The 25,949-nt window shown below is 35.5% G+C and carries 28 protein-coding genes; 20 read left to right on the top strand and 8 right to left on the bottom strand.

Annotation, left to right across the window (positions count from 1 at the left end):
• Window position 1: 1 nt before the first annotated feature.
• Window positions 2-868, top strand: a complete 867-nt coding sequence (locus FGF67_RS10410; protein WP_139697478.1) for a hypothetical protein — start codon at window positions 2-4, stop codon at window positions 866-868.
• On the opposite strand, the gene FGF67_RS10405 is transcribed toward FGF67_RS10410, so the two are convergent.
• Complete coding sequence (locus tag FGF67_RS10405) at window positions 865-2,166, bottom strand: replication-associated recombination protein A (protein WP_233244055.1); 1,302 nt, start codon at window positions 2,164-2,166, stop codon at window positions 865-867. The genes FGF67_RS10410 and FGF67_RS10405 overlap by 4 nt on opposite strands.
• A gap of 93 nt (window positions 2,167-2,259) precedes the next feature.
• Here FGF67_RS10405 and FGF67_RS10400 point away from each other — a divergent pair, with 93 nt between their 5' ends.
• Entirely contained in the window at window positions 2,260-2,982 is a 723-nt protein-coding gene (locus FGF67_RS10400) for a rhomboid family intramembrane serine protease (RefSeq protein WP_139697474.1), read from the top strand.
• On the opposite strand, the gene rlmB is transcribed toward FGF67_RS10400, so the two are convergent.
• The 7 genes from rlmB to FGF67_RS10365 all read right to left on the bottom strand — a co-directional run bounded on the left by rlmB (window position 2,979) and on the right by FGF67_RS10365 (window position 15,933).
• Window positions 2,979-3,713 (bottom strand): 23S rRNA (guanosine(2251)-2'-O)-methyltransferase RlmB, encoded by a 735-nt coding sequence (gene rlmB / locus FGF67_RS10395; RefSeq protein ID WP_139697472.1) that lies wholly within the window; start codon window positions 3,711-3,713, stop codon window positions 2,979-2,981. The genes FGF67_RS10400 and rlmB overlap by 4 nt on opposite strands.
• Before the next feature lie 104 nt (window positions 3,714-3,817).
• Complete coding sequence (locus tag FGF67_RS10390; protein WP_139697470.1) at window positions 3,818-4,549, bottom strand: hypothetical protein; 732 nt, start codon at window positions 4,547-4,549, stop codon at window positions 3,818-3,820.
• A 59-nt stretch (window positions 4,550-4,608) separates the two neighbouring features.
• A complete protein-coding gene (locus tag FGF67_RS10385) occupies window positions 4,609-6,033 on the bottom strand; it encodes a RagB/SusD family nutrient uptake outer membrane protein (protein ID WP_139697469.1) in 1,425 nt (474 codons plus the stop codon).
• Between the two features lie 13 nt (window positions 6,034-6,046).
• On the bottom strand, window positions 6,047-9,184 hold the full coding sequence (locus FGF67_RS10380; RefSeq protein WP_139697467.1) for a SusC/RagA family TonB-linked outer membrane protein: 3,138 nt from the start codon (window positions 9,182-9,184) through the stop codon (window positions 6,047-6,049).
• Window positions 9,185-9,496: 312 nt separating this feature from the next.
• The gene (locus FGF67_RS10375) at window positions 9,497-10,864 is read right to left on the bottom strand and encodes a SusD/RagB family nutrient-binding outer membrane lipoprotein (protein ID WP_139697465.1); all 1,368 of its coding nucleotides are present in this window, start codon (window positions 10,862-10,864) and stop codon (window positions 9,497-9,499) included.
• Window positions 10,865-10,870: 6 nt separating this feature from the next.
• Window positions 10,871-14,089, bottom strand: a complete 3,219-nt coding sequence (locus FGF67_RS10370; RefSeq protein ID WP_139697463.1) for a SusC/RagA family TonB-linked outer membrane protein — start codon at window positions 14,087-14,089, stop codon at window positions 10,871-10,873.
• Window positions 14,090-14,235: 146 nt separating this feature from the next.
• A complete protein-coding gene (locus FGF67_RS10365) occupies window positions 14,236-15,933 on the bottom strand; it encodes a POTRA domain-containing protein (RefSeq protein WP_139697462.1) in 1,698 nt (565 codons plus the stop codon).
• Window positions 15,934-16,110: 177 nt separating this feature from the next.
• On the opposite strand from FGF67_RS10365, the gene rpsL reads away from it, so the two are divergent.
• The 18 genes from rpsL (at window position 16,111) to rpsN (ending at window position 25,919) form a co-directional block, all read left to right on the top strand.
• A complete protein-coding gene (rpsL, locus tag FGF67_RS10360) occupies window positions 16,111-16,485 on the top strand; it encodes a 30S ribosomal protein S12 (RefSeq protein ID WP_053975748.1) in 375 nt (124 codons plus the stop codon).
• Between the two features lie 21 nt (window positions 16,486-16,506).
• Window positions 16,507-16,983 (top strand): 30S ribosomal protein S7, encoded by a 477-nt coding sequence (gene rpsG, locus FGF67_RS10355; RefSeq protein ID WP_139697460.1) that lies wholly within the window; start codon window positions 16,507-16,509, stop codon window positions 16,981-16,983.
• Between the two features lie 6 nt (window positions 16,984-16,989).
• Entirely contained in the window at window positions 16,990-19,116 is a 2,127-nt protein-coding gene (gene fusA, locus FGF67_RS10350; RefSeq protein ID WP_139697458.1) for an elongation factor G, read from the top strand.
• 11 nt (window positions 19,117-19,127) lie between these two features.
• Complete coding sequence (rpsJ, locus tag FGF67_RS10345; RefSeq protein WP_044626940.1) at window positions 19,128-19,433, top strand: 30S ribosomal protein S10; 306 nt, start codon at window positions 19,128-19,130, stop codon at window positions 19,431-19,433.
• 146 nt (window positions 19,434-19,579) lie between these two features.
• A complete protein-coding gene (gene rplC / locus FGF67_RS10340; protein WP_139697456.1) occupies window positions 19,580-20,197 on the top strand; it encodes a 50S ribosomal protein L3 in 618 nt (205 codons plus the stop codon).
• Complete coding sequence (rplD, locus tag FGF67_RS10335; RefSeq protein ID WP_139697455.1) at window positions 20,197-20,826, top strand: 50S ribosomal protein L4; 630 nt, start codon at window positions 20,197-20,199, stop codon at window positions 20,824-20,826. The genes rplC and rplD overlap by 1 nt, the downstream gene beginning before the upstream one ends.
• A 7-nt stretch (window positions 20,827-20,833) precedes the next feature.
• On the top strand, window positions 20,834-21,124 hold the full coding sequence (gene rplW, locus FGF67_RS10330; RefSeq protein ID WP_139697453.1) for a 50S ribosomal protein L23: 291 nt from the start codon (window positions 20,834-20,836) through the stop codon (window positions 21,122-21,124).
• Between the two features lie 101 nt (window positions 21,125-21,225).
• Window positions 21,226-22,053 carry a 50S ribosomal protein L2 gene (gene rplB / locus FGF67_RS10325; RefSeq protein ID WP_139697451.1) on the top strand — a complete coding sequence of 276 codons (828 nt, stop codon included), beginning with the start codon at window positions 21,226-21,228 and terminating at the stop codon, window positions 22,051-22,053.
• A gap of 3 nt (window positions 22,054-22,056) precedes the next feature.
• Window positions 22,057-22,335, top strand: a complete 279-nt coding sequence (gene rpsS / locus FGF67_RS10320) for a 30S ribosomal protein S19 (RefSeq protein ID WP_139697449.1) — start codon at window positions 22,057-22,059, stop codon at window positions 22,333-22,335.
• A gap of 6 nt (window positions 22,336-22,341) precedes the next feature.
• Window positions 22,342-22,749 carry a 50S ribosomal protein L22 gene (gene rplV / locus FGF67_RS10315; protein ID WP_139697447.1) on the top strand — a complete coding sequence of 136 codons (408 nt, stop codon included), beginning with the start codon at window positions 22,342-22,344 and terminating at the stop codon, window positions 22,747-22,749.
• A 7-nt stretch (window positions 22,750-22,756) separates the two neighbouring features.
• The gene (gene rpsC / locus FGF67_RS10310) at window positions 22,757-23,479 is read left to right on the top strand and encodes a 30S ribosomal protein S3 (RefSeq protein ID WP_139697445.1); all 723 of its coding nucleotides are present in this window, start codon (window positions 22,757-22,759) and stop codon (window positions 23,477-23,479) included.
• 21 nt (window positions 23,480-23,500) lie between these two features.
• Complete coding sequence (rplP, locus tag FGF67_RS10305; protein WP_139697443.1) at window positions 23,501-23,920, top strand: 50S ribosomal protein L16; 420 nt, start codon at window positions 23,501-23,503, stop codon at window positions 23,918-23,920.
• Window positions 23,921-23,933: 13 nt separating this feature from the next.
• Window positions 23,934-24,125: a 50S ribosomal protein L29 gene (rpmC, locus tag FGF67_RS10300; RefSeq protein WP_139697441.1), complete on the top strand. Its 192-nt coding sequence runs from the start codon at window positions 23,934-23,936 to the stop codon at window positions 24,123-24,125.
• A gap of 11 nt (window positions 24,126-24,136) precedes the next feature.
• Complete coding sequence (gene rpsQ, locus FGF67_RS10295) at window positions 24,137-24,394, top strand: 30S ribosomal protein S17 (protein WP_044637136.1); 258 nt, start codon at window positions 24,137-24,139, stop codon at window positions 24,392-24,394.
• 2 nt (window positions 24,395-24,396) lie between these two features.
• Complete coding sequence (gene rplN / locus FGF67_RS10290; RefSeq protein WP_139697439.1) at window positions 24,397-24,765, top strand: 50S ribosomal protein L14; 369 nt, start codon at window positions 24,397-24,399, stop codon at window positions 24,763-24,765.
• Between the two features lie 15 nt (window positions 24,766-24,780).
• Complete coding sequence (gene rplX / locus FGF67_RS10285) at window positions 24,781-25,092, top strand: 50S ribosomal protein L24 (protein WP_139697438.1); 312 nt, start codon at window positions 24,781-24,783, stop codon at window positions 25,090-25,092.
• Between the two features lie 2 nt (window positions 25,093-25,094).
• Complete coding sequence (gene rplE, locus FGF67_RS10280) at window positions 25,095-25,646, top strand: 50S ribosomal protein L5 (RefSeq protein ID WP_139697436.1); 552 nt, start codon at window positions 25,095-25,097, stop codon at window positions 25,644-25,646.
• Between the two features lie 3 nt (window positions 25,647-25,649).
• On the top strand, window positions 25,650-25,919 hold the full coding sequence (rpsN, locus tag FGF67_RS10275; protein WP_092579393.1) for a 30S ribosomal protein S14: 270 nt from the start codon (window positions 25,650-25,652) through the stop codon (window positions 25,917-25,919).
• Window positions 25,920-25,949 lie beyond the last annotated feature (30 nt).

Here is a 25,949-nt window from a genome sequence, read left to right as displayed (position 1 = left end):
AATGAAAACAAGATTTTTTACTGTGGTTTTGATGTGTTTCATGGCAGGTGTGATGTTTGCTCAAAAAAGTATAAATAACTATAAATACGTTATCGTGCCTAATAAGTTCGATTTTTTAAAAGAAAAAGATCAATACCAACTCAATTCACTTACAAAATTTTTGTTCAACAAATATGGGTTTGAAGCTATCATGGAAGGCGGCGAGTACCCTGAAGATTTAAATTTCAATCGGTGTTTAGCGCTTAAAACAGATGTTAATAAAGATTCAGGTATGTTTAAAACTAAGCTTACGGTGATTTTAAAAGACTGTAATGAACGGGTTGTTTATACCTCAGAAATTGGCGATAGCAGGGAGAAAGAGTTTAAAAAAGCTTATAATGAAGCGTTAAGACATGCTTTTAATTCCATTGAAGCGCTAAATTATAAGTATGAGCCTGTAAATGATAAGGTAGTTATGGGAACGGATGCACCAGTTTCTGCTTCAACTAATGATTCTGAAGAGGTGAAAGCCTTAAAACAAGAAATAGAAACATTAAAAAATAAGCAAGAAATAAATAAACCAGCAGTAGTAGGAGCATCAGTAGTAGCTTTAGAAGCTGCAAACACTTCTTCAAAGGCACCAGAATCAGCAGGCCATGTGAATAAAGTATTATCGGGCGTGTTGTATGCACAAAAAATTGAAAACGGTTATCAGCTAGTAGACAGTACACCTAAAGTGGTGTACAAGCTAAAGCAAACTCATTTGGATAATGTATTTCTTGTGGAGAATAAAAGTGCCATTGTTTTTAAGCAGGATGAACATTGGGTGGTGGAGTATTACGAAAATAATACGTTAAAGCAACAAAAGTTAACTATTAAGTTTTTTTAGTAATTATACTTGTCTTTCCAGCGTTGCTTTAAAAATTCTTTTTGAGCTTGCTCTCTGCCATTAGTTCCAGGGTCATAAAGTTTGGTGTTTTTAATTTCTTCAGGCAAGAATTCTTGTGCTGCAAAATTGTTTTCGTAGTTGTGAGCATATTTGTAGTGTTCGCCATATCCCAATTCTTTCATAAGTTTTGTGGGTGCATTTCTAATATCAAGAGGAACACTTAAATCTCCTGTTTGTTTTACTAATTGTTGCGCTTTGCCAATGGCGGCATAGGCAGCGTTACTTTTGGGAGAACAGGCTAAGTATGTGGCACATTGACTCAAAATAATTCGTGATTCTGGAAAACCAATTGTTGATACTGCCTGAAAGGTGTTATTAGCAATGACTAGAGCAGTGGGGTTGGCATTTCCAATATCCTCACTAGCCGAAATAAGTAATCGCCTAGCTATAAATTTTACATCTTCACCGCCTTCAATCATGCGCGCTAACCAATATACAGCACCATTTGGGTCACTCCCTCTAATGGACTTTATAAATGCCGAAATGATATCATAATGTTGCTCACCTGTTTTATCATATCTTACGGTATTATTTTGAATTTTTTCAAGAACAATAGCGTCGGTAATTTCAATGTTATCTGAAGGGAAAGCGTTAACAATTAGTTCGAATATATTTAAAAGTTTTCTAGCATCACCACCAGATAATTTGAGAAGCGCTTTGGTTTCTTTAAGTTGAATGTTTTTTTTTGAAAGTAGCGTATCTTGCTCAATGGCTCTTTTCAAAAGCATTTCTAAATCTTCTTTACTAAAAGCATTCAGAATATAAACCTGACATCTTGATAAAAGTGCTGAAATAACCTCAAAACTGGGGTTTTCAGTAGTAGCACCTATTAAGGTTATCCAACCTTTTTCAACAGCTTGTAGCAATGAATCCTGCTGAGATTTACTGAAACGATGAATCTCGTCAATAAACAAAATAGGGTTCTTTGTGGTAAATAAACCACCACTTTGCTTGGCTTTTTCTATAACATCCCTAACATCTTTAACCCCAGAATTTATGGCGCTTAAAGTGTAGAACGGTCTACCTGATTCTGTGGCAATAATATTTGCCAATGTAGTTTTGCCAGTTCCTGGAGGTCCCCAAAGAATCATTGAAGGAATTAATCCCTTAGAAATATGTTGACCTAGCGCACCTTTCTTACCCACAAGATGTGTTTGACTTACATAGTCGCTAAGATGTTTAGGTCGTAAACGTTCTGCTAAAGGTTCATTGCCATTCATAACTGTAAAATTAACCATTTTTACATATGTAAAGCGTGCATAGAGAATAAAATAAGCTGCCAATATAGCATTGAAATGTTTATTGGTTTGCTATTTGTTACCTTTATGAAGATGGGAACAAAGAATCATTTTCAATTTTCAACGGGTGTTATTGCCTATCCAATCTTTTTTGTGTTAACTATATGGATTGTTTTTTGGGTAGAAGTTCGTTTTGGAAGCAATTTTAATAAGTATGGCATTTATCCTTTAACCGTAAAAGGGTTAAGAGGTGTTGTGCTAAGTCCTTTTATCCATGGTAGTTTACAGCATTTATACCATAATACTATACCATTGTTTGTGCTCTCAACGGCTTTGTTTTATTTCTATAGGCACATAGCTTGGAAAGTTTTGATTCTTGGTATTTTAATTTCAGGATTCATGACTTGGTGTATTGGCCGACCTTCTTATCATATTGGTGCGAGTGGCCTTATATATGTGCTGGTGAGTTTTACATTTTTTAAAGGTGTGTTCGCCAAACATTATAGGTTAATAGCTTTGTCATTATTGGTAGTTTTTCTTTATGGAAGTATGATTTGGTATACGATGCCCATTGAGGAAGGTATTTCGTGGGAAGGACATTTAGCGGGATTGATTACAGGATTCATTTTTTCTTTAGTATTTAGAAAGACAATTGCTAAGCCAAAGAAGTTTGAATGGGAGCATCCAGATTTTGATGAAGCAAACGATCCGTTTTTAAAACACTTTGATGAAAATGGAAATTTTATTGATCACGTTGAAGAACAACAAGACCAAACAACCATTAATTATATCTTCAAGGACAATAAAGAAGACTAACGGCGTTGCCTAATAACTTCGTAAAGAAAAGCGCCACAGGCTACAGACACATTAAGAGATTCAATGTCACCTAATAAAGGGAGTTTTGCCCTTTCATCAGACACTTTTATAATAGAAGGGTTTATGCCTCTACCTTCTGATCCCATAACAATGGCGCAGGGTTCAGTAAAGGACACATCATAAAGCGTATTGTCTGTTTTTTCGGTAGCAGCAATCACCTTAATACCAGAGGCTTGCATAAAGAACACAGCATCTTTTATGTGGTCAACCTTACAAATAGGAACTTTAAATACCGCCCCGGCACTTGTTTTTATAGTATCACCGTTTACAGGGGCCCCACCTTTTTTTTGTATGATAATGCCATCCACCCCGGTGCACTCGGCAGTTCTTATAATAGCGCCAAAATTTCTAACATCGCTTAACTGGTCTAGTAATAAGAATAACGGTGTTTTTCCAGATTCTATAACGTTTAAAACTAAAGTTTCTAAATCATGAAATGTAATTGGGGCTATTTGTGCTACAGCCCCTTGATGATTTTTTGAAGTCAACCTATTCAGTTTTTCAACAGGAACATAAGACCTATTAATAGCTTTTTTGTTAATAAGAGATTCAAGCTCAGAAAATAAATCGCCTTTAAGCCCTTTTTGAAGAAATACTTTATCAATAGTTTTTCCCGAGTTTATAGCTTCAATGATAGCTCTAATACCGAATATTTGAGTGTGTTCTTGCATGGGGTAAAGGTAATAAACTGCTTAATAAGTTTATAAGAATTAAATAATATAAAAAGCCAGAGCTATTCTCTGGCTTTTTATATTATTTATAAAGTTATAAAAAGCTAATTGTCTGTTACGGTAAAAGATTCAGATGCCGTGTATCCAAAATCACCAACAATAGAAACTAAGTCTGAACCATTTTGAGTGATAGTAGCACTTCCATCTTCAGGATAAGAAAGACCATCGCCATATACATCATTAATAGTGAATTCATAAGTTCCTGGGGATAAGCAAAATTTAGCAGAAATTCCAGGATCCCCATCTGCATAAGGACCACCAGAGAATAAAACAGCGCCATCACTATCCTTAATGTCCCATGTACACTCACTTCCGTATCCATCAAATACAATATTCAAGAAAGTATCTGGGTAAGGACAAACTTGGGTTAAAAGAAGTGTTGTAGAGTTACCAATAAAACCTGCATAATCAGAAGAAATTTGTAATGTTAATGTGTTACCATTAGCAGGGTCAATGTTTTCTCCAACGGCGGTTACTTTAAATGTGCCCACTGTTGAATTAGCAGGAATTACCACAGTAGCAGGTACATTGTACGCTGTTGCAGGAGCATTTGTTTCTTCTTCAATAACAGTTATATTATAAGTTCTGTCACTGCTAGAGGTAGATGTGGCAAAAACCCTTACATCTTGCTCAAGGGTACCTGTAGGATCAACACCGACTTCAAATGACGACTCTAGAGTGGTATAGTCAAATGACTTTTCATTAAGGTCTTCGTCACAACTATAAAATGTAATAAAACTTATTACAAAAAGAGTTAAAATAGAGATTTTTTTCATGAGTTTAAATTTTAGCTAATGTTAACCTAAATAACTTAGGTTAACATTAATTTGTTTTATTATCTATCTGCGTTTACACTGTCATCAATGTTAACATTGGCATCAATTTCTTTTCTAGGAACTTTTAAAAAGAATTTTTTGTCATCAGGTAGTAAAAATGAATTTGGCAATCTATGATTACCTGTGCGCGGAATACCTCTACGCAGTCTTTTAGCATCAAACCATTCTACTCCAAACTCTGCATAAAGCTCTTTTCTCCTTTCTACTAGAATTTCTTCGTACAAATCGTCACCAGTATTTGTAGATTTTACAGCATTAGCATCTCTGTTTGATTGAAGAGCAAACAATAATTCATGTGCGTCTCCTGCCATTCCTTGTTTAAATTTAGCTTCAGCTTCAATAAGAATCATTTCAGCTGTTCTCATAATTACAATATCAGAGTCAAAGGCAAAAGTGAACTTTCTGGTAGTTAGATAAAACCAATCTGTTGGACTAGCAGAAGCATAAGTTCTATCAAAGGTGTTTCGCACGTCAGAATCTGTAAACAAATCTGCAAAATCCTTGTTAACATAAGTTCCGAAATATCCGTCATTATAATGATCGGTAAAAGCATGAGGAGCACAGTAGTAGTAATTTGACTGATCTGTAGTTTGGGGCATACCCCAAATCCATTCAATATTTGAAATTTTATCAAAACCATCTTTATAAGATCCAGCGTCAAGAGCAGAAGCAATATCCCCACCATAGGCATCGTGAGCAGCTTTTTCCGCTCCCGCCCAATTTTCAGTAACTAAATAAACACGAGCCAAAATACCATTAGCAACTTGTTTATTTACATAAGATTTTCCCAGTCTTGAATCATCTAAACCAGCTACAGCATCCGTTAAATCAGAAATAATTAAATCATACATTTCCTGTAAAGTAGACATCGGTTTGCCTTCTAAAGATAAGTCTGTGTAAATTGGGGGGGCAGGCAACGATGGATCATAAGTATATGTATGTTGAAATTCCATGGCTAGTTGGAAGTAGAAAAATGCTCTAAGTGCTTTCCCTTGAGCTATTAACTCTGTTTTATCTGAGCCAGAAATAGCAGTACTTGCTTCTACGCCATTAATTAATGTGTTGGCTTGGTTAATCATGTAATAGGGGTATTCCCAATTAAAGGTGGTCCTTGTATAGTTAGGTTCCCTATTATCATTGTCATAGTCAAAATTATACCATGAGTTTTGTATAAAATCATTTCCTTTTACGGTTCTAGCCATATATAAGGAATAAACACCTCCAGCATCTGTTCTAGTAAATTGTCTTCTAAAATTTCTTTGTATACCAGAAAGCAAAGCTTCAGCACCTGCTCTAGAACCAAAAATAACTACATCAGATACAGAACTTGTAGGAACGGGGTCTTCTAAAAAGCTTTTTTCACAACCAACAAGAAAGGTTGTAGAAAGCAATAAAACAGTTAATTTTTTTATAAATATTTTCATTTTTCAAATTTTTTTAAAGGTCTAAGTTAACACCAAAAGATACAATTCTTTGATTATAGGATCTGTTGTTTGTGGTACCAGCTATACTTTGTTCAGGGTCAATACCTTTATGTGTTTGGAACGTTAATAAATTGTCAGCTTGTAGATACAAACGCAATCTAGAAATACCAAATTTATCAAGAGTTTGAGTTGGTAAGCTATATCCAAATGTTAGTGCTTTTAAACGCACGTAATCATTTTTGAATAAGAATCTGTCAGATCTACTACTGAAGTCATTTTGTGAAGCTAATAATAAAGGAACATTAGTAACATCACCTGGTTTTTGCCAACGATTGGCCAAATCTGTTGTTCCTGGCCCTCCTGCCGTTTCAAAACTGCCAAATAAGCCAGCGTACATGGAGTCATAAACATAAGCTCCAAAACTAAAATTAAATAGAATATTTAAATCAAAGTTACCTAGTGTGAAAGAGTTATTGAAACCTCCAATAATATCAGGTAATGAAGATTTGTCTACATAATTTCTAGAGGCTTCAGAGTATTCAGCTGTTGTTTCTTTTTGACCGGTGGGCTCTCCGTTTGCATCTAAAATATCTTTATACCACAAAGCAAAACCATTTGCTGGATCTACACCAGCCCATTCTGGCATGTAGAATTCGTATAAAGAACGTCCAACTTCCCATCTTTTTGTTCCATTTATGAATGATTCTTGTGATAACTCTGTAATCTTGTTTCTATCAAAAGAGAAATTTAAACTAGAAGTCCAGTTAAATTGATCTTTATTAATAATATTGGCGGCCAAGGAAACTTCAACTCCATAGTTTTTAAGTGAGCCTACGTTAGTAGTGATACTCTCATTACCTGTTGAAACAGCTAATGGTTTATCGTAAATCAAATCAACAGATTTTTTAACATAATAATCAACAGTACCATTGATAACATGATTGAATAAAGTAAAATCTATCCCAATGTTTGTGGATGCTGTTTTTTCCCAAGTTAATAGAGGGTCAGCTACAGACCCAAGTAAAACCCCAGTGTTATCTAATTCATTTTCTCCTGTTTCAAATAAAGACAAGTACGGGAAATATACTGGATTTCCTAGATCGTCAAGAACCAAGTTGTTTCCTAGTTCCCCATAAGAACCTCTTATTTTAAGAAGATTTACAATATTACTGTTAGCTAAAAAGTTTTCTTTTGAAACAACCCATGAACCACCAACAGAGTAGAAATTACCCCATCTAACATCACTATTAAATCTACTTGAACCATCAGTTCTAAAGGACCCCTCTACAAAGTATTTCTGATCATAATTGTATGATAATCGACCTAAAAACGACTGAAGAGCTTCATCTGATATAGAACCACCAACAGACTCTGGAGTGGTACTACCATTTAATACTTTTACGTTAGGTAAGAAACCAACACCTTGTGCTGATAAGTCGTCATCAGATCTTGAATAGGCTTCATGAATAGCATCAAAATTAACATTATGTAATCCGAAGGATTTATTGTAGTTAAAGGCGTTTGTAATATTTTTAGTAATTACAAAGTTTCTATCTTGATCCACACGTCCTTTAACACTTGCTGCCACACCAAATTCATTATGATTATAGCTGAAGTAATCAAGTGTGTATTTTTCATACGCAATTTGTGTTTTAAAACTAAAATCTGGGGTGAAGTTCACTTTAGCATAACCATTGGCTGTGAAGTTATCCCGCTTGTAGATTTCATTGTATAAATACAATGAACCTACAATGTTTTCTCCTTGAAACTGAGGTCTTGCTGCATTTAAATTTTGGCCAGGTGTATTCCCATAATCATATATAGGTGCACCATCAGGGCCCAAAACTAAGCCTCCATTGTCATCTCTTCTGTATAAAGGATAAAAAGATGAAAGATTATTTATCCATTGGATGGTGCTGGTGAAAGAAGTGCCGCTTTGGTCAGGAACATTTTGAACGGAAGAAGAATATGAAACGTTTAACCCCATATTTAACCAGTCTTTTACTTGAGAATCAATGTTGAGTCTTGTTGTTACTCTTTCAAAATCTGAGGTTTTAATACTTCCATCTTGTTTTAAAAAGTTTCCTGAGAATCTATATGTTGTTCTATCGCTACCTCCAGAAACAGCTAAAGAATGCTCTTGTCTCAATGCAGAATCATTAATTAAAAGACCTGCCCAGTCCGTATCCCATAATTTATTTGTAGATACTAAATTTCCATCTGTTCCTACGGGATTGTTAATTCCATAAGGGTTATAGCCCAAAGTAGGAATTAAGTTATTAGTTGCTGAAAGAGCCGCGGCTTCGGGAGATGCTCCATTGACATATTGAGCAGCATTTCTCATAGCTTCCCATGTGTATTTTGTAAAAGTATCTGTATCTGTTATTTCGTGTCTATCTACGGCTTGTCCAGCAAAACCAACTGTAGATGTTAAGCTAACTTTAGCAGGAGAATTTAAGCGTCCTTTTTTTGTGTTTATTAAAATAACACCATTGGCTCCACGTGAACCATATAGAGAGGTTGACGACGCATCTTTTAAAACGTTCATACTTTCTATTTGGTCTGCACTTATGGTATTGATATTACCATTGAATGGCGCACCATCGAGAATAATAAGCGGTGCGGCAGAAGCATTAATAGAAGAAACCCCTCTAATTCTAATGATGGGATTGTCCCCCGGTTGACCACCACTAGAAATTATGTTTACACCAGGAACGCTTCCTTGTAAAGCAGAAGTTACAGAAGCTACTTGTTGTTTCTCGATTACGTCTGCACCTACTACAGCAATAGACCCTACAATAGATTCTTTGGTTTGTGTTCCGTAGGCCACAACAACAACTTCTTCTAGTGCAGTAGCATCTTCTGCCATTGTTACGTTCACTGTATTTGATGAACCAACTTTAATCTCTTGTGTTGTGTATCCAACAAAACTAAATACAAGAGTAGCACCTTGGCTGGCGCTAATTGAATAATTTCCATCGAAATCCGATGAGGTACCATTTATTGTACCTTTTACCAAGACCGTAGCTCCTGGAAGTGGTAAACCAGAATCATCGGTAACCGTTCCAGAAATAGTCTTTTCTTGTGCAAACGATATTTGCACAATAAACGCTAATAATAGCGTGAAAATTCCACTAAACTTTGTTTTCATTTTATAATTATTTGAATTAGTCAATGCCAAAAATCAAAATAATAAGTTAAAAAAGCAATAAACAATAGTTAAAATGTGTGTTTTTGGTGTGAAATTTGTTAAAATAATTCAATTTGGCTTCTGAATTTAAATAAATGATATTTTGATGTCATGTTATTTAGAAAGTTGCTTGAGTAAGATTATATAGGAGGTAAATTGGGATCCGCAGAATATCTAATCAAATTTGTAATACTGTTGTTATAAAAAATGCCAATAGAATTAAATTCTATTGGCATTTTTTATAAGGTTTATTAAGTTGTGTAATGTGATCTTCTAATTGTTTTTAGGAAAAGCCCACATGTCAACATCTAATAAGTGACCACCTTGTGCCGAGATGGCTGCATTGTAGTTAGCTCCATTTGTTGTTCTTTCCGTTATTGGGTATAAGAACCTTCTAGGTATAATCTTAGAAGGATTTACCGAGCCTACCGCATCTGGATTGTCAACTAAAGCTGGGAACCCAGTTCGTCTATAATCAACCCAAGCCTCGATAGGAGCATTTCCATATAAAGCCTTGTATTTTTCGTTTATGATGGTTTCAACTTTATTTGCTTCTGTTCCAGAAAGTGTTAGTGCATTAACATAGGCGGCTGTTGCAATAGCATCAACTCCTACGTAAAGCATATTAGCTTCAACAGCATCTTGCAATGCGGCTAAGGCGGCAGCGTCAGTGCCTCCAGTTCTAATTATAGCTTCTGCTTCTATAAATTTAACTTCCCAATATGAAATCAAGGGAGTAGGAGAGTTTGCTTGACCCCAAAACAATCCTTCTACGCCTGCAAAGTCTTCTCCGTCAGTTGTATATAAAGGGAGTCTCGGGTCTCCAACCATCATATCTTTCAATGTTGTTCCAATACCTAAAGTACCAGGTCTGTCATTGTCAAATAAGTATAAAGGGTTTGCATTTTGAGCAGGCGTACTGTAAATAAAATCAGGTTGTTCAGAAGTGCTAGTTAATGCCTGTTGAGCTTCAGTTAAAGCTTTTTGAGCTGCACCTGAGTCAACAGATGTTAAATGCATGTAATAACGAGCTTTTAAAGCGTGAGCTGTTTTTACCCAATCGATACCACTAGCGTCTCCGGCTCCTGCGAACGCTCCAATTCCAGAAGCCACTCCTTCTGAAATAGATTCACTTAAAAGCGTTTGTATTTCATTATAAACGCTCTCTTGTGTGTCGTATACTGGGTTTAAAACTCCGGCATCTCCACGAAAAGCTTCACTATAAGGAACATCTCCCCAGCAGCTTGTGGTAACTCCCATATTGGCTGCCATATATAATTTGGCTAAGGCGCTAACTTCTCCACTGGTGTTTTGAATTAGAACGAAACAATCTTTTGATGCTCCAGCTCCGTAAAGACCAAAGTCCCATAAATCATCTATGTCACTTTCACCAATGTTATATTGAGCATATGCTAATTGTTGGGCATCTAGACCATCAAATTGTTGCGTGATTAGCCCAGCAATTCTTCCAACAAGAGCAACAGAATTACGATGAGTTTGTGTAATCATTCCTGGGTAAACAGCGCCAGCATTTATTTTGTCGGCAGATGGATTATCAGGATCTACGTTAACATCAGTAATCGTGCAGGATATCACTGAGCTAAGTAATACGATACTAAGTATATATTTAATTGTTTTCATAGTTTTTTAAAAGTTTAATTTAACATCAAAGCCGTAACTTCTAGTGTTGGGGTTATTAAAGTAGTCTAAACCAATACCATTACTGTCACCTGTTAAGTTAGTTTCAGGATCCACTCCAGGATAATCAGTACTAAGGTATAAGTTTCTACCATAAGCAGAAATTGAAGCGCCATCAATGAATGTTCCTTTTAATAGTTTGCTTGGAAATGTATAGGTTAATGTTACTTCTCTTAATCTAAACCAAGAAGCGTCATATACATTACCTTCATCAACATCCCCGAAACCATAACGTCTCCAGTAATTGTTACTTTCATTTATTGTTGGATCTGAGTAAGGAACTTCTTTGGTGTTTGGTTGTCCAGTAGATTCAACTATACCTTGAAAAACTGTTGTTTGATCTCTCAATAAAGTTTCTGTTGATATACCGAAGTAATCAAGAATACCACAAGTTCCGCACCATACATCGCCACCTTCTCTGATGTCTATTAAAACAGATAAACTAAGATTTTTGTATGAGAATGTATTGCTAATACCTAATAGGAAATCTGGAATTGGATCACCTATAACGCCATCTGTGGTAGCAAGCAGTGGGTAGCCATCATCGTCAATTAGAATAGTTCCTTCATCGTTTCTGGCATATCTTGATCCATAAATAGCTCCATAAGATTCACCAACTACGGCACGTGAACTTGTTCCAGAAAAACCATTTAGAACATAGCTTTCAAGCCCTTCAGTGAGTTCTTCAACCTTATTTTCATAAGTTGTGAAATTAGCATTGATATCCCAATTAAAGTTTTCAGTTCTAACTGGAGTACCTCCTAAGGTCAATTCAATACCTTTATTTGAAATACGACCAATATTTGAGTATTTTTCAACAAAACCAGAAGAAGGCACAGCGTCAATTGGAACTATTTGATCGGTAGTTTCTTTGTTGTAGTATGTGGCATCAAATTTTAATCGGCTATCAAGCATCGATAATTCAATACCAATTTCAAATTCCTTGGTTGTTTCTGGAACTAAATCAGGGTTTCCTGCGCGGCCTGCTCTTTCAAATGAAGTGGCATCATAGGCAGGGAATGTAATGCTTTGAAGGAATCCATCTCCACTAACAAATGTCCCTCCAAAATTAGTCAAAGTAGCATATACTGGAGCATCGTTTCCTGTTTTTCCCCATGACCCTCGTATTTTACCATAATTAAGGAAATCACTATTTAAAACTTCGCTAAAAATAAAACTACCCCCAACAGAGTATGATTGGAATGTATTGTTTCCTACAGGTAGAGTAGATGTCCAGTCATTCCTGAAAGAAGGTGTTATAAAAACCATATTATTATAACTTAATGTAGCCGTTGCAAAAGCGCCAATAAGTTTTTTTCTATTGGTTATTTCTGAAGCCTGAGTAGTGCTAACGTTGGAAAGGTTAAAGAATCCAGGGATGGTCATGCCGTCACCTAGGACAGTCTGTCTATTGTTTTTAGTATAGAAACCGTCATATCCAATGGTAGCTGTTAGGCCAAGTTTTTCATTTAAATCTTTAGATGCTGTTACTAATGCGTTCCAGTTCACATCTTGATTTTGGATGACGTCATTAATAACGCGCCCATTACCAAAACTTGCATCTATAATATCAAATCCAATTTTTCTTGTATCTGCCCAGTTATCAATAGATCCAGTTGTTTTGAATGTAATCCAATCATTAATATCATAGGTTAATCCCATTTTTCCAATAATACGATTAACATCATCGGTATTAGAGTTTCTAGCTACCGTGAAATATGGGTTGTTGTAAATTCCATCACGATAACTTCTATGTCCTGGAAGCTCTGAACCTGGAATATCATAAAAATAAGAAGAAGGATCGTCAGCTGCTGCTTGTCCTTTTTTACCATTACCCATGTCAAAGGTTGGCGTATTACGCAATAGACCAAGCATAACCCCTGAAATATTTGAGCCTCTTTGAACTCTGAAACCTCCTGAGTTTGAGTATTGAGCAGAGGCATCTAACGTTAAATTTTCATAAAGTTTACCCTGTAGATCAACTCTAAATGTTTTTCTTACAAATCTTTCATTAGGAGCTACACCATTTTGAACTAATCTGCCAACAGAAGCTCTGTAGTTAACTTTGTCAGTTCCGCCACTAGCAGAAAGGTTAATGTCTACCACATCTCCCGTTTTAAAGAAGTCATAACTGTCATAGGTTTCTGCCGCTCTTCCGTTTCCTGTTCCTTTTGGAACAAGTGCACCAAATCTATGAAAAGGGTAGGAAGTGTCACCATCATACTCTAGGTCAGAAACTAAAGGTCCCCATGTATCGCCTTCAAAAGTTTCTGGACCTCTATATTGTAATCCACTTCCATCTGGATTATGTCTTCCTTGTGCATACTTTCTTTGTAAATCTGGTCCCTTATTGATATCAGAGAAACTTGTAGAGGTACTTAGCGTAACTCTTGTTTTTCCTTGTTTTCCTTTTTTGGTGGTAATTAAAACAACACCATTAGCGGCTCGTAATCCATATAAGGTCTGTGCGGCAATGCCTTTTAGAATGTTAACAGATTCAATATCTGAAGAGTTAATGTCAATAGCTCTGTTTGAGAAGTCTGTACCTCCTAAGCTAGAGTTGTTATTACTTGTAGTAGGATCTTCACTATAAGAATCATTATTAATTGGTACACCATCTACTACAAATAAGGGAGAGTTTGATCGAGTAATAGAGGTGTTACCTCTAATTCTAATATTTGCAGAAGCCCCTACAGAACCAGATGATGTTGTTACTTGTACACCAGCCGCTTTGGAACTTAAGGCAGATACAACGTTCGTTTCTCTTGCGTTAGTTATGTCACCTGAGTCAACTGATTCTACTGCGTAGCTTAAAGATCTAGGTTTGGCCTTAATCCCTTGAGCTGTTATCACAACCTCCTCTAAAGATTCCGCATCCTCAGTTAATGTGATATTAATGGTGTTTGATGCTCCTATAGTTGCCTCCTTTGTAGCATACCCAACAAAGCTAAATACCAGAGTTTCTCCAATATTGGCTTTGATTGAAAATTTACCATCAAAATCGGTTGAGGTACCATTCGAGGTACCTTTTACTAAAACAGTAGTTCCTGGAAGAGGTAATCCTGATCCATCTGAAACGATTCCTGAGATAGTTTTTTCTTGTGCAAAAGACAGATGCACAACAAACGCTAACAATAGCGTTAGCATTCCACTAAACTTTGTTTTCATGTTATAATTATTTGAATTAGTCGTGATAAAAATATTAATAAAAAGTTAAAAAACGACAAACAATAGCTAAAAAGTGGTAAAAATTAGAAAAAATTATATCGAAAAGGTTTAAATGTTGAGTATTTGTAGGTTTTACAGGAGGAATGTTAAAAATTTGTTGTTAGGCTAATATGTATTTTTGAATTTGAAAAATTGAAAGCGGTATTTTCTAGTTTACCGTTGGCATAATTAAATTTAAACAAACCAGCCTTGGTGAGTAATCCAAAACCAAAACCATATCCAAATAATTTCTGTTGTGTTTGCTGAATGTCATTTTCAAAATAAGCAGCGTCAATTATGGAATGGATGTAAATTGAATTTGATAATTGAAAGCGATATTCTGTATTCATTAACCCAAAAAGAGAAGCATAGAGGCTGTTTTCTTCAAAGCCTCTAATAGAATTAATACCGCCAAAGCGGAACAGTTCGTTTTCAAAATATGAGGATGATAATAAACTAGCACCATTAAGTCTGATGTAAATGCTGTTTTTTAAGTTGAGGTTGAAAATTTTAAAGGCCTCAATTTTGAACTGTGTTTGTTCTTCTGAATTGATATTGGTTTTTCTCTTTCCGAAGCCCGTTTCAAAATACATTTTTTCGTTTAGAGGAAATAAAATGTTTTCTGGTTGTGTTTGTGTGTATTGATAGCTTATTGTATAAAATTGAGTCTGGTAGTCAGAAATATTTGGTTCTGTTTTTGATGTTATGAGGTTGTTAGATTCAGTATATAAGAGGCCGGTAAATATTTTGTGTTTTTGGTTTATTTGGTAATGAATTTTGATGTCTTGGTTTGTGGTAGTAAAAGAAGAGTCTTTTCTAAATATGCGCAAAAGCAAATCGACACCTACGGGCGACTTAAATATATAAGGCAGTGAAACATCAGCTTCAAAAGTTTTTTGATCATTTTCATCACTTTTGTATAGAAGTCTGAAAGATTCTCCAAAGTTTAAGTTGTTGGTCAAATTTAGATTTAGGTAACCATCAAATTGAAGTTTATTTGTTGTTTCATTGGTTCCAAATCCAAGAAACCCGTCAAATGTATTGCTTTTAGATTTTTCTAAATAAAGGTATAGTGAAGTAGAGTCTTTTGAAAATAGTACTTCTGGGGGTTTTATTTCCTTAGCAAAATTTAAACTATTCAGTTGAGCCGTTTTATATTGAATGGTTTCAAGATTAAATAGTTGGTTAGGTTTAATTTTTAGATAGTTTTTTAAGAATGCTCTGGGGAATTTCTCATAACCTTTAATGATAATGTTATTTATTGTTCTCTTTTTTTTAGAGGCAGAAATACTTAGATGGGCTTTTAGTGTATTATGCTGCTCGTCTATTCTAATATTTGTAAGTTTTAATTTAGAAAACGGGTGGCCGTATTTGGCAATTTCAGTATTAAGAAAGGTTAACGATTGTTCAATATCCCTAACGTTTAAAATAAAATGGTCATGAAAAACTTTGTTTGAAATGGTATTTAAGGTTTGTTGGTTAATGAGTTCAGATTTGTAGTATATATATATGGTGTTGAATTTTCTGTTTAAATGTAATTTATAAACAAAGCTAGAGTCATTTATTTTTTTGCTAGGAATTAATATGTTCTCTATATAGCCTAATGAGAAGAGCTGTTCTTGAAGAGAGCTTGTTTCTTCTGTTATTGAAGTAAGGTCTTTATGTAATGTGTTGTAGCCAAGAGAGTCTAAAATATGGGTCTCTTTTAGGGTGTTTCCTGTAATTTTTAATGTTAAGGTCTGGCTTATTCCTTTAAAAGAAAAAAGTATAGAAGTGATTATTAAAAGAAATGGTGTTTTTGGCACGTTGCTAGCTACAAGATTTGGTAGTAAATCTAACGGAATTTACTTGCTATTAATATATGATGTGTCTGAAATTTTATTTTCTATTGAAAATTAATTAATTAAGGTTTGAATTTCAGATTTTAATTTCTACCTTTGCACGCCTCTTAGAAGAGGTTAATAATATTTATATTAATTTATATGCCAACAATTTCGCAATTAGTAAGAAAAGGAAGAGCCAAAATAACCAAGAAGAGTAAATCGGCTGCTTTAGATTCTTGTCCGCAAAGACGTGGTGTGTGTACTCGTGTTTACACAACAACTCCTAAAAAACCTAACTCAGCAATGCGTAAGGTAGCAAGGGTTCGTTTAACAAACGGAAACGAGGTAAATGCATACATCGGTGGTGAAGGACATAATTTACAAGAGCACTCGATAGTATTGGTTAGAGGTGGAAGGGTAAAAGATTTGCCAGGAGTTAGATATCACATTGTACGTGGTGCTTTAGACACAGCAGGTGTTAACGGTAGAACGCAACGTAGATCTAAGTATGGTGCAAAACGCCCTAAAAAGTAATTAAAACTTTAAGAAGAAGACATGAGAAAAAGAGCAGCAAAAAAGAGACCGCTTTTACCAGATCCGCGTTTTAATGATCAATTGGTAACACGTTTTGTGAATAACATGATGTGGGATGGTAAGAAGTCTGTCGCTTTTAAAGTATTTTACGATGCTATTGATATTGTAGAATCGAAAAAAACTGACGAAGAAAAATCAGCATTAGAATTATGGAAAGATGCGTTGTCAAATGTGATGCCTCACGTAGAAGTGCGTAGTCGTCGTGTTGGTGGTGCAACATTTCAAATCCCAATGCAAATTCGTCCAGACAGAAAAGTTTCAACAGCAATGAAGTGGTTGATTGGTTATGCTAGAAAGCGTAATGAAAAATCAATGGCTTTACGTTTAGCTTCAGAAATTTTAGCAGCAGCTAAAGAAGAAGGGGCAGCTGTTAAGAAAAGAGTAGATACTCATAAAATGGCGGAAGCTAATAAAGCATTCTCTCACTTTAGATTTTAATAAAACATGGCAAGAGATTTAAAATTTACTAGAAATATAGGTATTGCTGCGCATATCGATGCAGGAAAAACGACTACTACTGAGCGTATCCTTTACTATACAGGGGTGTCTCATAAAATAGGAGAAGTGCATGATGGAGCTGCAACTATGGACTGGATGGAGCAGGAGCAAGAAAGAGGTATTACTATTACTTCTGCTGCAACAACTTGTACATGGAATTTCCCGTTAGAGAATGGACAGCCAGTAGAAGATACTAAAGGATATCACTTTAATATTATTGATACTCCTGGTCACGTTGACTTTACTGTAGAGGTAAACCGTTCGTTGCGTGTATTAGATGGTTTAGTATTCTTATTTAGTGCAGTTGATGGTGTTGAACCACAATCTGAAACTAACTGGAGACTTGCTGATAACTATAAAGTTCCTAGAATTGGATTCGTTAACAAAATGGACCGTCAAGGATCTAACTTCTTAGCTGTTTGTCAACAGGTAAAAGATATGTTAAAGTCAAACGCTGTGCCAATCGTTTTAAATATTGGTGATGAGGCAGACTTTAAAGGTGTTGTTGATTTAGTTAAAAACCGTGCTATTGTTTGGCATGATGAAACGCAAGGGGCGACTTTTGATGTGATTGACATTCCAGAAGATATGAAAGAAGAAGCACATAAATACCGTGCGCTTTTAATCGAGGAAGTAGCTTCTTATGATGAGAACTTATTAGAAAAATTCATGGAAGATGAAGATTCTATTACAGAAGAAGAGGTGCACGCTGCACTTAGAGCTGCTGTAATGGATATGGCTATCATTCCAATGATTTGTGGTTCATCTTTCAAAAACAAAGGGGTGCAATTCTTATTAGATGCTGTATGTCGTTATTTACCTTCGCCTTTAGATAGAGATAACATTATAGGTACAGATCCAAGAACTGGAGATGAGGTTGTACGTAAGCCAGATGTAAAAGATCCGTTTTCTGCATTAGCATTTAAAATTGCTACCGATCCTTTTGTAGGTCGTTTAGCATTCTTCCGTGCATATTCAGGGCGTTTAGATGCAGGTTCTTACATCTTAAATAACCGTTCAGGTAAAAAAGAGCGTATTTCTCGTATTTACCAAATGCACTCTAATAAGCAAAACGCTATCGAATTTATTGAAGCTGGAGATATAGGGGCTGCAGTAGGATTTAAAGATATTAAGACTGGTGATACTATGTCTGATGAAAAGCATCCTATTGTTTTAGAATCTATGGAATTCCCAGATCCGGTAATTGGTATCGCTGTTGAGCCTAAAACTAAGGCTGATGTAGATAAATTAGGTATGGCTTTAGCTAAATTAGCTGAGGAAGATCCAACGTTTACAGCAAGAACAGATGAAGCTTCAGGACAGACTATTATTTCTGGTATGGGTGAGCTTCACTTAGATATTATTGTTGACCGTCTTAAGCGTGAGTTTAAGGTTGAAGTAAATCAAGGGCAACCACAAGTAGAGTACAAAGAGGCTATTACGCAACGTGCTGAACACAGAGAGGTTTATAAGAAACAATCTGGTGGACGTGGTAAATTTGCAGATATTGTATTTACACTTGAGCCTGCTGAAGAAGGAAAAGTAGGATTAGAATTCGTTTCTGAGATTAAAGGTGGTAATGTTCCAAAAGAATTTATCCCTTCTATTGAAAAAGGATTCCAAATGGCAATGGTTAATGGGCCGTTAGCAGGTTACGAAGTAGATGCTATGAAAGTAACTTTAACGGATGGTTCTTACCACGATGTGGATTCTGATCAATTATCATTCGAATTAGCGGCTAAGCTAGGATTTAAAGCTGCTGCAAAAGCTGCAAAAGCTGTAATTATGGAGCCTATCATGAAACTTGAGGTAATTACTCCTGAAGAAAACATGGGTGATATAGTTGGTGATTTGAATAGAAGAAGAGGTCAGGTAAGTGATATGGGAGACAGAGCTGGTGCTAAAACAGTTAAAGCTACAGTACCATTATCAGAAATGTTTGGATATGTAACAACATTAAGAACATTATCATCTGGTCGTGCCACGTCAACAATGGAATTTTCACATTATGCAGAAACACCTTCTAATATTTCAGAAGAGGTGATTAAAGCAGCAAAAGGTGTTGAAGCTTAAAATCTAAGAAAATGAGTCAAAAAATCAGAATAAAATTAAAATCTTACGATCACAACTTAGTAGACAAGTCTGCTGATAAGATTGTAAAAACAGTAAAAAGTACTGGCGCTGTGGTAACTGGGCCAATTCCATTACCAACACACAAAAAACTTTTCACTGTATTACGTTCTCCTCACGTAAACAAGAAATCAAGAGAGCAGTTTCAATTATCATCTTATAAGAGATTATTAGATATCTACTCTTCGTCATCAAAAACTATTGATGCCTTGATGAAACTTGAGTTGCCAAGTGGTGTTGAAGTAGAAATTAAAGTATAATTCAAATTCAGGATTCTGAATTCAGAATTATAAAACATGTCCCACCGATGCGGTCGCGGGAAAAACGGAAAATACAATTCAAGGCTGAAATGTATTTCGGCCTTGAATTTTAAATAACAAATAGTAATAATTTAAATTTAATAAATATGTCTGGGTTAATTGGAAAGAAAATCGGTATGACCAGCATCTTTGATGAAAACGGGAAAAATATTCCTTGTACAGTAATTGAAGCTGGACCATGTATCGTTACCCAAGTCAGAACTAAAGAAGTTGATGGCTATGAAGCTGTTCAGCTTGGTTTCGATGACGCGACAGAAAAAAGCGCTACAAAAGCAGACTTAGGTCATGCTAAGAAGGCGGGTACTTCTGTAAAACGCAAAGTTGTTGAGTTCAAAGGTTTTGATAAGGAGTACAAATTAGGAGATGCCATCACTGTTGAGCATTTTGCAGAAGGTGAATTTGTTGATATCTCTGGAACATCAAAAGGAAAAGGATTTCAAGGTGTTGTTAAACGTCACGGATTTGGTGGTGTAGGTCAAGCTACTCACGGTCAGCATAACCGTTTAAGAGCGCCAGGATCTATTGGTGCGGCATCTTACCCTGCTAGAGTATTCAAAGGCATGAAAATGGCCGGAAGAATGGGTGGAGAAAAAGTGAAAGTTCAAAATTTAAGAGTTTTAAAAGTAGTTACTGAAAAGAATCTACTTGTTGTTAAAGGTTGTGTGCCTGGACATAAAAACGCTTATGTAACAATTCAGAAGTAATGAAAGTAGCAGTTTTAGATATAAACGGAAAAGACACAGGTAGACAAGCAGAGCTTTCTAGTGATGTGTTTGCTATTGAGCCTAATAATCATGCTGTTTATTTGGATGTTAAACAATATTTAGCAAACCAAAGACAAGGAACTCACAAATCTAAAGAGAGAGGTGAGATTGCTGGAAGTACACGCAAGATTAAAAAGCAAAAAGGTACAGGTACTGCTCGTGCTGGTAGTATCAAGTCTGGAGTTTTTAAAGGTGGTGGACGTATGTTTGGGCCAAGACCAAGAAACTATAGCTTCAAACTTAATAAAAATTTAAAGCGTTTAGCACGTAAATCGGCATTAAGTATTAAAGCAGGAGAACAGTCAATTACAGTGTTAGAAGATTTTAACTTTGATGCTCCAAAAACTAAAAACTTTACAGCGATTCTAAAAGCCTTAGAATTAGACAATAAAAAGTCTTTGTTTGTGTTGGGTGGGTCAAATAATAACGTATATTTGTCATCGCGCAATTTAAAAGGCTCTGAAGTTATAACTGCTTCAGAATTAAACACTTACAAGATTTTAAATGCAAATCAAGTAGTGCTTTTAGAAGGTGCTTTAGAAGGAATTGAAACAAACTTAAGTAAATAAGAAACAGATGAGTATCTTAATTAAACCTATAATCACAGAAAAAGCGACTGCAGATAGCGAATTAAGAAATTGCTATACATTCGCAGTGAACACTAAGGCGAACAAGATAGAAATCAAAAAAGCAGTAGAAGCTGCTTATGGTGTTTCTGTTGAAAAAGTTCGTACTATAAATGTCCGTCCAGATCGTAGTACCAAGTATACAAAAACTGGTATTCAACATGGTAAAACAAATGCTGTTAAGAAGGCAATTGTACAACTGGCGGAAGGTGAAATGATTGATTTATACAGTAACATGTAACAAAAATGGTTAATAGTTAAAGGTAGATAGTTATTAATACTTGAAAATCTGGTAGAAACAAATAACTACAAACCAAAAACTAAAAATCAGAAACTAAAGAGATGTCAGTAAGAAAATTAAAACCAATCACACCAGGACAGCGTTTTAGAGTAGTAAATGGGTATGACGCCATAACTACTGATAAGCCGGAAAAGAGTTTACTTGTTCCGAATAAAAGGTCTGGTGGTAGAAACAGTCAAGGAAAAATGACCATGCGCTACATTGGTGGTGGTCATAAGAAAAAGTATCGTATCATTGATTTTAAAAGAGACAAAGCAGGAATTCCTGCTGAAGTTAAGTCAATAGAATATGATCCAAACAGAACCGCTTTTATCGCATTATTGAATTATCAAGACGGTGAGAAAAGATATATTATTGCTCAAAACGGATTACAAGTTGGGCAAAATGTAGTGTCTGGTAAAGAAGGTATTGCTCCAGAAATTGGAAACGCCATGCCATTAAGTGAAATTCCATTAGGAACCATTATTTCTTGTGTAGAGTTACGTCCAGGTCAGGGAGCAGTTATGGCGCGTAGTGCTGGTGCTTTTGCTCAGTTAATGGCAAGAGATGGTAAGTTTGCTACAGTTAAATTACCTTCTGGAGAAACACGTTTAGTACTTGTTACTTGTATGGCAACTGTTGGTGTTGTATCTAACTCAGATCACCAATTATTAGTAGGTGGTAAAGCTGGTAGAACAAGATGGTTAGGTAGAAGACCACGTACTAATCCAGTAAGAATGAACCCAATTGATCACCCAATGGGTGGTGGTGAAGGTCGTTCATCAGGAGGGCACCCACGTTCTAGAAAAGGTATACCTGCTAAAGGTTTCAGAACCCGTTCTAAGACAAAGGCGAGTAATAAATATATTGTAGAACGTAGAAAGAAATAAGACATGGCAAGATCATTAAAAAAAGGACCTTACGTTCATTATAAATTAGAAAAGAAAGTTGCTGATAACGTTGAGAACAACAAAAAAACTGTAATCAAAACTTGGTCTAGAGCTAGTATGATTACTCCAGATTTTGTTGGGCAAACAATAGCAGTACACAATGGCCGTCAATTTGTACCAGTTTATGTAACTGAAAACATGGTAGGTCATAAATTAGGAGAATTTTCACCAACACGTTCATTCCGTGGGCATGCAGGTGCTAAAAACAAAGGTAAAAAGTAGTAAGCTATGGGAAGTCGTAAAAAACAAATGGCAGACGCTATTAAGGAAGCAAAAAAGCATGTAGCTTTTGCAAAACTTAATAATTGTCCTACATCACCAAGAAAAATGCGCTTAGTAGCCGATTTAGTAAGAGGTGAAAAGGTAGAGAAAGCACTTAATATCTTAAAGTTTAACAATAAAGAAGCATCAGGTCGTTTAGAGAAGTTGTTATTATCAGCTATCGCTAACTGGCAAGCTAAAAATGAGGATGCTGATGTTGAAACTGCAGAATTATTTGTAAAAGAGATTAGAGTTGATGGCGGATCAATGTTAAAAAGATTACGCCCAGCACCTCAAGGTCGTGCACACAGAATTAGAAAACGTTCTAACCACGTTACATTAGTAGTTGGAGCTAACAATAACACACAAGCTTAATAGAAGTATGGGACAAAAAACAAATCCAATCGGAAATCGCTTAGGAATTATCAGAGGATGGGAATCTAACTGGTACGGAGGAAACGATTATGGTGACAAACTGGCCGAAGACGATAAGATTAGAAAATACGTTCACGCGCGTTTATCTAAAGCTAGTGTAAGTAGAGTAATCATCGAGAGAACTTTAAAGCTTGTAACCGTTACTATCACTACTGCTAGACCTGGTATTATTATCGGTAAAGGTGGTCAAGAGGTAGACAAGTTAAAAGAAGAGCTTAAGAAAATTACTGGGAAAGAAGTTCAGATTAATATTTTTGAAATTAAAAGACCTGAACTAGATGCGTTTTTAGTAGCGTCAAGTATTGCTCGTCAAATTGAAAACAGAATTTCATACAGACGTGCAATCAAAATGGCTATCGCTGCTACAATGCGTATGAATGCTGAAGGAATTAAAATCCAAATTAGTGGTCGTTTAAATGGTGCTGAAATGGCACGTAGCGAGCACTATAAAGAAGGACGTATTCCTTTATCAACCTTTAGAGCCGATATTGATTATGCTTTAGTAGAAGCACACACTACTTATGGTAGATTAGGTGTAAAAGTATGGATCATGAAAGGTGAAGTATATGGTAAAAGAGAGCTTTCTCCGCTTGTTGGTTTATCTAAGAAGCAAGGAAAAGGTGGAGCAGGAGCAGGACGTGGAAGTAAAGGACCTCGTCGTAGAAAGTAATTTTTTATAAAGTAAAGAAAAATGTTACAGCCTAAAAGAACAAAATTTCGTAAACAACAAAAAGGACGTATGAAGGGATTGTCTGGAAGAGGACATCAACTTTCAAACGGTACTTTTGGAATAAAAGCATTAGACGCTACGTTTATTACTGCACGTCAAATAGAAGCAGCTCGTATCGCCGCAACACGTTACATGAAGAGAGAAGGGCAACTGTGGATTAAAATTTTCCCAGACAAGCCTATTACCAAAAAACCTCTTGAAGTACGTATGGGTAAAGGTAAAGGTGCTGTAGAATTATGGGTTGCTGTATGTAGACCTGGTCGCGTTTTATTTGAAGTAGGAGGTGTGCCTTTGGATATAGCTAAAGAAGCACTTCGTTTAGCAGCACAAAAGCTACCTGTAAAAACTAAGTTTATAATCGCTAGAGATTACGAAGCATAATTTATTTGATATTATGAAACAATCAGAAATTAAAGAATTATCTGTAGCTGAGTTACAAGAGAAGCTTAGTGAAACAAAAAAGAGTTATTCAGACCTAAAATTGGCTCATGCAATATCTCCTTTAGAAAATCCAATTCAATTACGTGCCGTTAGACGTACTGTAGCTAGAATTGCGACAGAATTAACTAAAAGAGAATTACAATAATTCTGCGAAAGATGGAAACAAGAAATTTAAGAAAAGAACGTATAGGAGTTGTTACAAGTAACAAAATGCAGAAATCTATTGTGGTTTCTGAGGTGAAAAAAGTAAAACACCCTATGTATGGTAAGTTCGTGCTAAAAACTAAAAAATATGTGGCGCACGACGAAACAAACGATTGTAATATTGGAGATACTGTAAGAATCATGGAAACAAGACCTTTAAGTAAATCTAAATGTTGGAGATTAGTTGAAATCATAGAAAGAGCTAAATAATTATGGTACAGCAAGAATCAAGATTAAAGGTAGCAGACAACACTGGAGCAAAAGAAGTTTTAACTATTCGTGTTCTAGGTGGTACTAAAAGAAGATATGCTTCTGTAGGAGACAAAATTGTTGTGTCTGTTAAAGATGCAACGCCTAACGGTAACGTGAAAAAAGGAGCAGTTTCTACAGCAGTAGTTGTTCGTACTAAGAAAGAAGTAAGAAGACCAGACGGATCTTATATTAGATTTGACGATAACGCATGTGTTTTATTAAACCCTACAGGTGAAATGAAAGGTACACGTGTATTTGGTCCTGTGGCTAGAGAGCTTCGTGATAAACAATTCATGAAGATTGTATCATTAGCACCAGAAGTGCTTTAATACACAAAACGTAAGATGACAAAGCTTAAAATAAAAACTGGAGATACTGTAAAAGTAATTGCTGGAGATCATAAAGGATCAGAAGGTAAAGTACAAAAAGTATTAATAGAAAAGAATAAAGCGATTGTTGAGGGTGTTAACTTAGTGAAAAAACACACTAAGCCAAGTGCACAAAATCCTCAAGGTGGAATCGTAGAGAAAGAAGCTCCTATTCATATTTCTAATTTATCGTTGTTAACTTCAAAAGGAGAAACAACACGTGTTGGATATAGAGTAGAAGATGGTAAAAAAGTAAGATTTTCAACAAAATCTAATGAAGTAATATAGTTATGGCATATTCACCTAGACTTAAAGAAGAGTATAAAAGCAGAGTAATTGCTGCTCTTACAGAAGAATTTGGATATAATAATGTAATGCAAGTTCCTAAACTTAAAAAGATAGTAATATCAAAAGGAGTTGGAGCTGCCGTTGCAGACAAAAAGTTAATTGACTACGCTGTAGAAGAGTTAACTACTATATCTGGACAGAAAGCCGTAGCAACATTATCTAAAAAAGATGTTGCATCTTTTAAATTGCGTAAAGGTATGCCCATTGGAGCAAAAGTGACTTTACGTGGTGAAAGAATGTATGAGTTTTTAGATCGTTTAGTAACTTCAGCACTACCACGTGTTAGAGATTTTAACGGTATTAAAGCAACTGGTTTTGACGGAAGAGGTAATTACAACTTAGGAATTACAGAGCAAATTATATTCCCTGAAATAAACATTGATAAAGTGAATAAAATTTCAGGAATGGATATTACATTTGTAACTTCTGCCGAAACAGATAAAGAAGCAAAATCATTATTAACTGAACTAGGGTTACCTTTTAAAAAGAACTAAGTTATGGCTAAAGAATCAATGAAAGCCCGTGAGGTAAAAAGAGCTAAAACAGTAGCTAAGTATGCTGAAAAACGTAAGGCTTTAAAAGAAGCTGGAGATTATGAAGCATTACAAAAGTTACCAAAAAATGCTTCCCCTATACGTCAGCATAATAGATGTAAATTAACAGGAAGACCAAAAGGATATATGAGAACTTTTGGTATTTCTCGTGTAACATTCAGAGAAATGGCTAATCAAGGTCTTATCCCTGGAGTAAAGAAAGCTAGTTGGTAACATTATTTATATAATCAGGTTTAAGGTTCA

Origin of the sequence: Allotamlana fucoidanivorans (assembly GCF_006265225.1) — a bacterium.
Classification (GTDB): domain Bacteria; phylum Bacteroidota; class Bacteroidia; order Flavobacteriales; family Flavobacteriaceae; genus Allotamlana; species Allotamlana fucoidanivorans.
The sequence above is the reverse complement of the archived record's forward strand: the minus strand, read 5'-3'. Positions and strand labels throughout refer to the sequence as shown.

Excerpts from the sequence above, each read along its gene's own strand:
- FGF67_RS10410 (WP_139697478.1), top strand. The coding sequence starts at position 2 with ATGAAAACAAGATTTTTTACTGTGGTTTTGATGTGTTTCATGGCAGGT.
- FGF67_RS10405 (WP_233244055.1), bottom strand. The coding sequence starts at position 2,166 with ATGGTTAATTTTACAGTTATGAATGGCAATGAACCTTTAGCAGAACGT.
- FGF67_RS10400 (WP_139697474.1), top strand. The coding sequence starts at position 2,260 with ATGGGAACAAAGAATCATTTTCAATTTTCAACGGGTGTTATTGCCTAT.
- rlmB (WP_139697472.1), bottom strand. The coding sequence starts at position 3,713 with ATGCAAGAACACACTCAAATATTCGGTATTAGAGCTATCATTGAAGCT.
- FGF67_RS10390 (WP_139697470.1), bottom strand. The coding sequence starts at position 4,549 with ATGAAAAAAATCTCTATTTTAACTCTTTTTGTAATAAGTTTTATTACA.
- FGF67_RS10385 (WP_139697469.1), bottom strand. The coding sequence starts at position 6,033 with ATGAAAATATTTATAAAAAAATTAACTGTTTTATTGCTTTCTACAACC.
- FGF67_RS10380 (WP_139697467.1), bottom strand. The coding sequence starts at position 9,184 with ATGAAAACAAAGTTTAGTGGAATTTTCACGCTATTATTAGCGTTTATT.
- FGF67_RS10375 (WP_139697465.1), bottom strand. The coding sequence starts at position 10,864 with ATGAAAACAATTAAATATATACTTAGTATCGTATTACTTAGCTCAGTG.
- FGF67_RS10370 (WP_139697463.1), bottom strand. The coding sequence starts at position 14,089 with ATGAAAACAAAGTTTAGTGGAATGCTAACGCTATTGTTAGCGTTTGTT.
- rpsL (WP_053975748.1), top strand. The coding sequence starts at position 16,111 with ATGCCAACAATTTCGCAATTAGTAAGAAAAGGAAGAGCCAAAATAACC.
- rpsG (WP_139697460.1), top strand. The coding sequence starts at position 16,507 with ATGAGAAAAAGAGCAGCAAAAAAGAGACCGCTTTTACCAGATCCGCGT.
- fusA (WP_139697458.1), top strand. The coding sequence starts at position 16,990 with ATGGCAAGAGATTTAAAATTTACTAGAAATATAGGTATTGCTGCGCAT.
- rpsJ (WP_044626940.1), top strand. The coding sequence starts at position 19,128 with ATGAGTCAAAAAATCAGAATAAAATTAAAATCTTACGATCACAACTTA.
- rplC (WP_139697456.1), top strand. The coding sequence starts at position 19,580 with ATGTCTGGGTTAATTGGAAAGAAAATCGGTATGACCAGCATCTTTGAT.
- rplD (WP_139697455.1), top strand. The coding sequence starts at position 20,197 with ATGAAAGTAGCAGTTTTAGATATAAACGGAAAAGACACAGGTAGACAA.
- rplW (WP_139697453.1), top strand. The coding sequence starts at position 20,834 with ATGAGTATCTTAATTAAACCTATAATCACAGAAAAAGCGACTGCAGAT.
- rplB (WP_139697451.1), top strand. The coding sequence starts at position 21,226 with ATGTCAGTAAGAAAATTAAAACCAATCACACCAGGACAGCGTTTTAGA.
- rpsS (WP_139697449.1), top strand. The coding sequence starts at position 22,057 with ATGGCAAGATCATTAAAAAAAGGACCTTACGTTCATTATAAATTAGAA.
- rplV (WP_139697447.1), top strand. The coding sequence starts at position 22,342 with ATGGGAAGTCGTAAAAAACAAATGGCAGACGCTATTAAGGAAGCAAAA.
- rpsC (WP_139697445.1), top strand. The coding sequence starts at position 22,757 with ATGGGACAAAAAACAAATCCAATCGGAAATCGCTTAGGAATTATCAGA.
- rplP (WP_139697443.1), top strand. The coding sequence starts at position 23,501 with ATGTTACAGCCTAAAAGAACAAAATTTCGTAAACAACAAAAAGGACGT.
- rpmC (WP_139697441.1), top strand. The coding sequence starts at position 23,934 with ATGAAACAATCAGAAATTAAAGAATTATCTGTAGCTGAGTTACAAGAG.
- rpsQ (WP_044637136.1), top strand. The coding sequence starts at position 24,137 with ATGGAAACAAGAAATTTAAGAAAAGAACGTATAGGAGTTGTTACAAGT.
- rplN (WP_139697439.1), top strand. The coding sequence starts at position 24,397 with ATGGTACAGCAAGAATCAAGATTAAAGGTAGCAGACAACACTGGAGCA.
- rplX (WP_139697438.1), top strand. The coding sequence starts at position 24,781 with ATGACAAAGCTTAAAATAAAAACTGGAGATACTGTAAAAGTAATTGCT.
- rplE (WP_139697436.1), top strand. The coding sequence starts at position 25,095 with ATGGCATATTCACCTAGACTTAAAGAAGAGTATAAAAGCAGAGTAATT.
- rpsN (WP_092579393.1), top strand. The coding sequence starts at position 25,650 with ATGGCTAAAGAATCAATGAAAGCCCGTGAGGTAAAAAGAGCTAAAACA.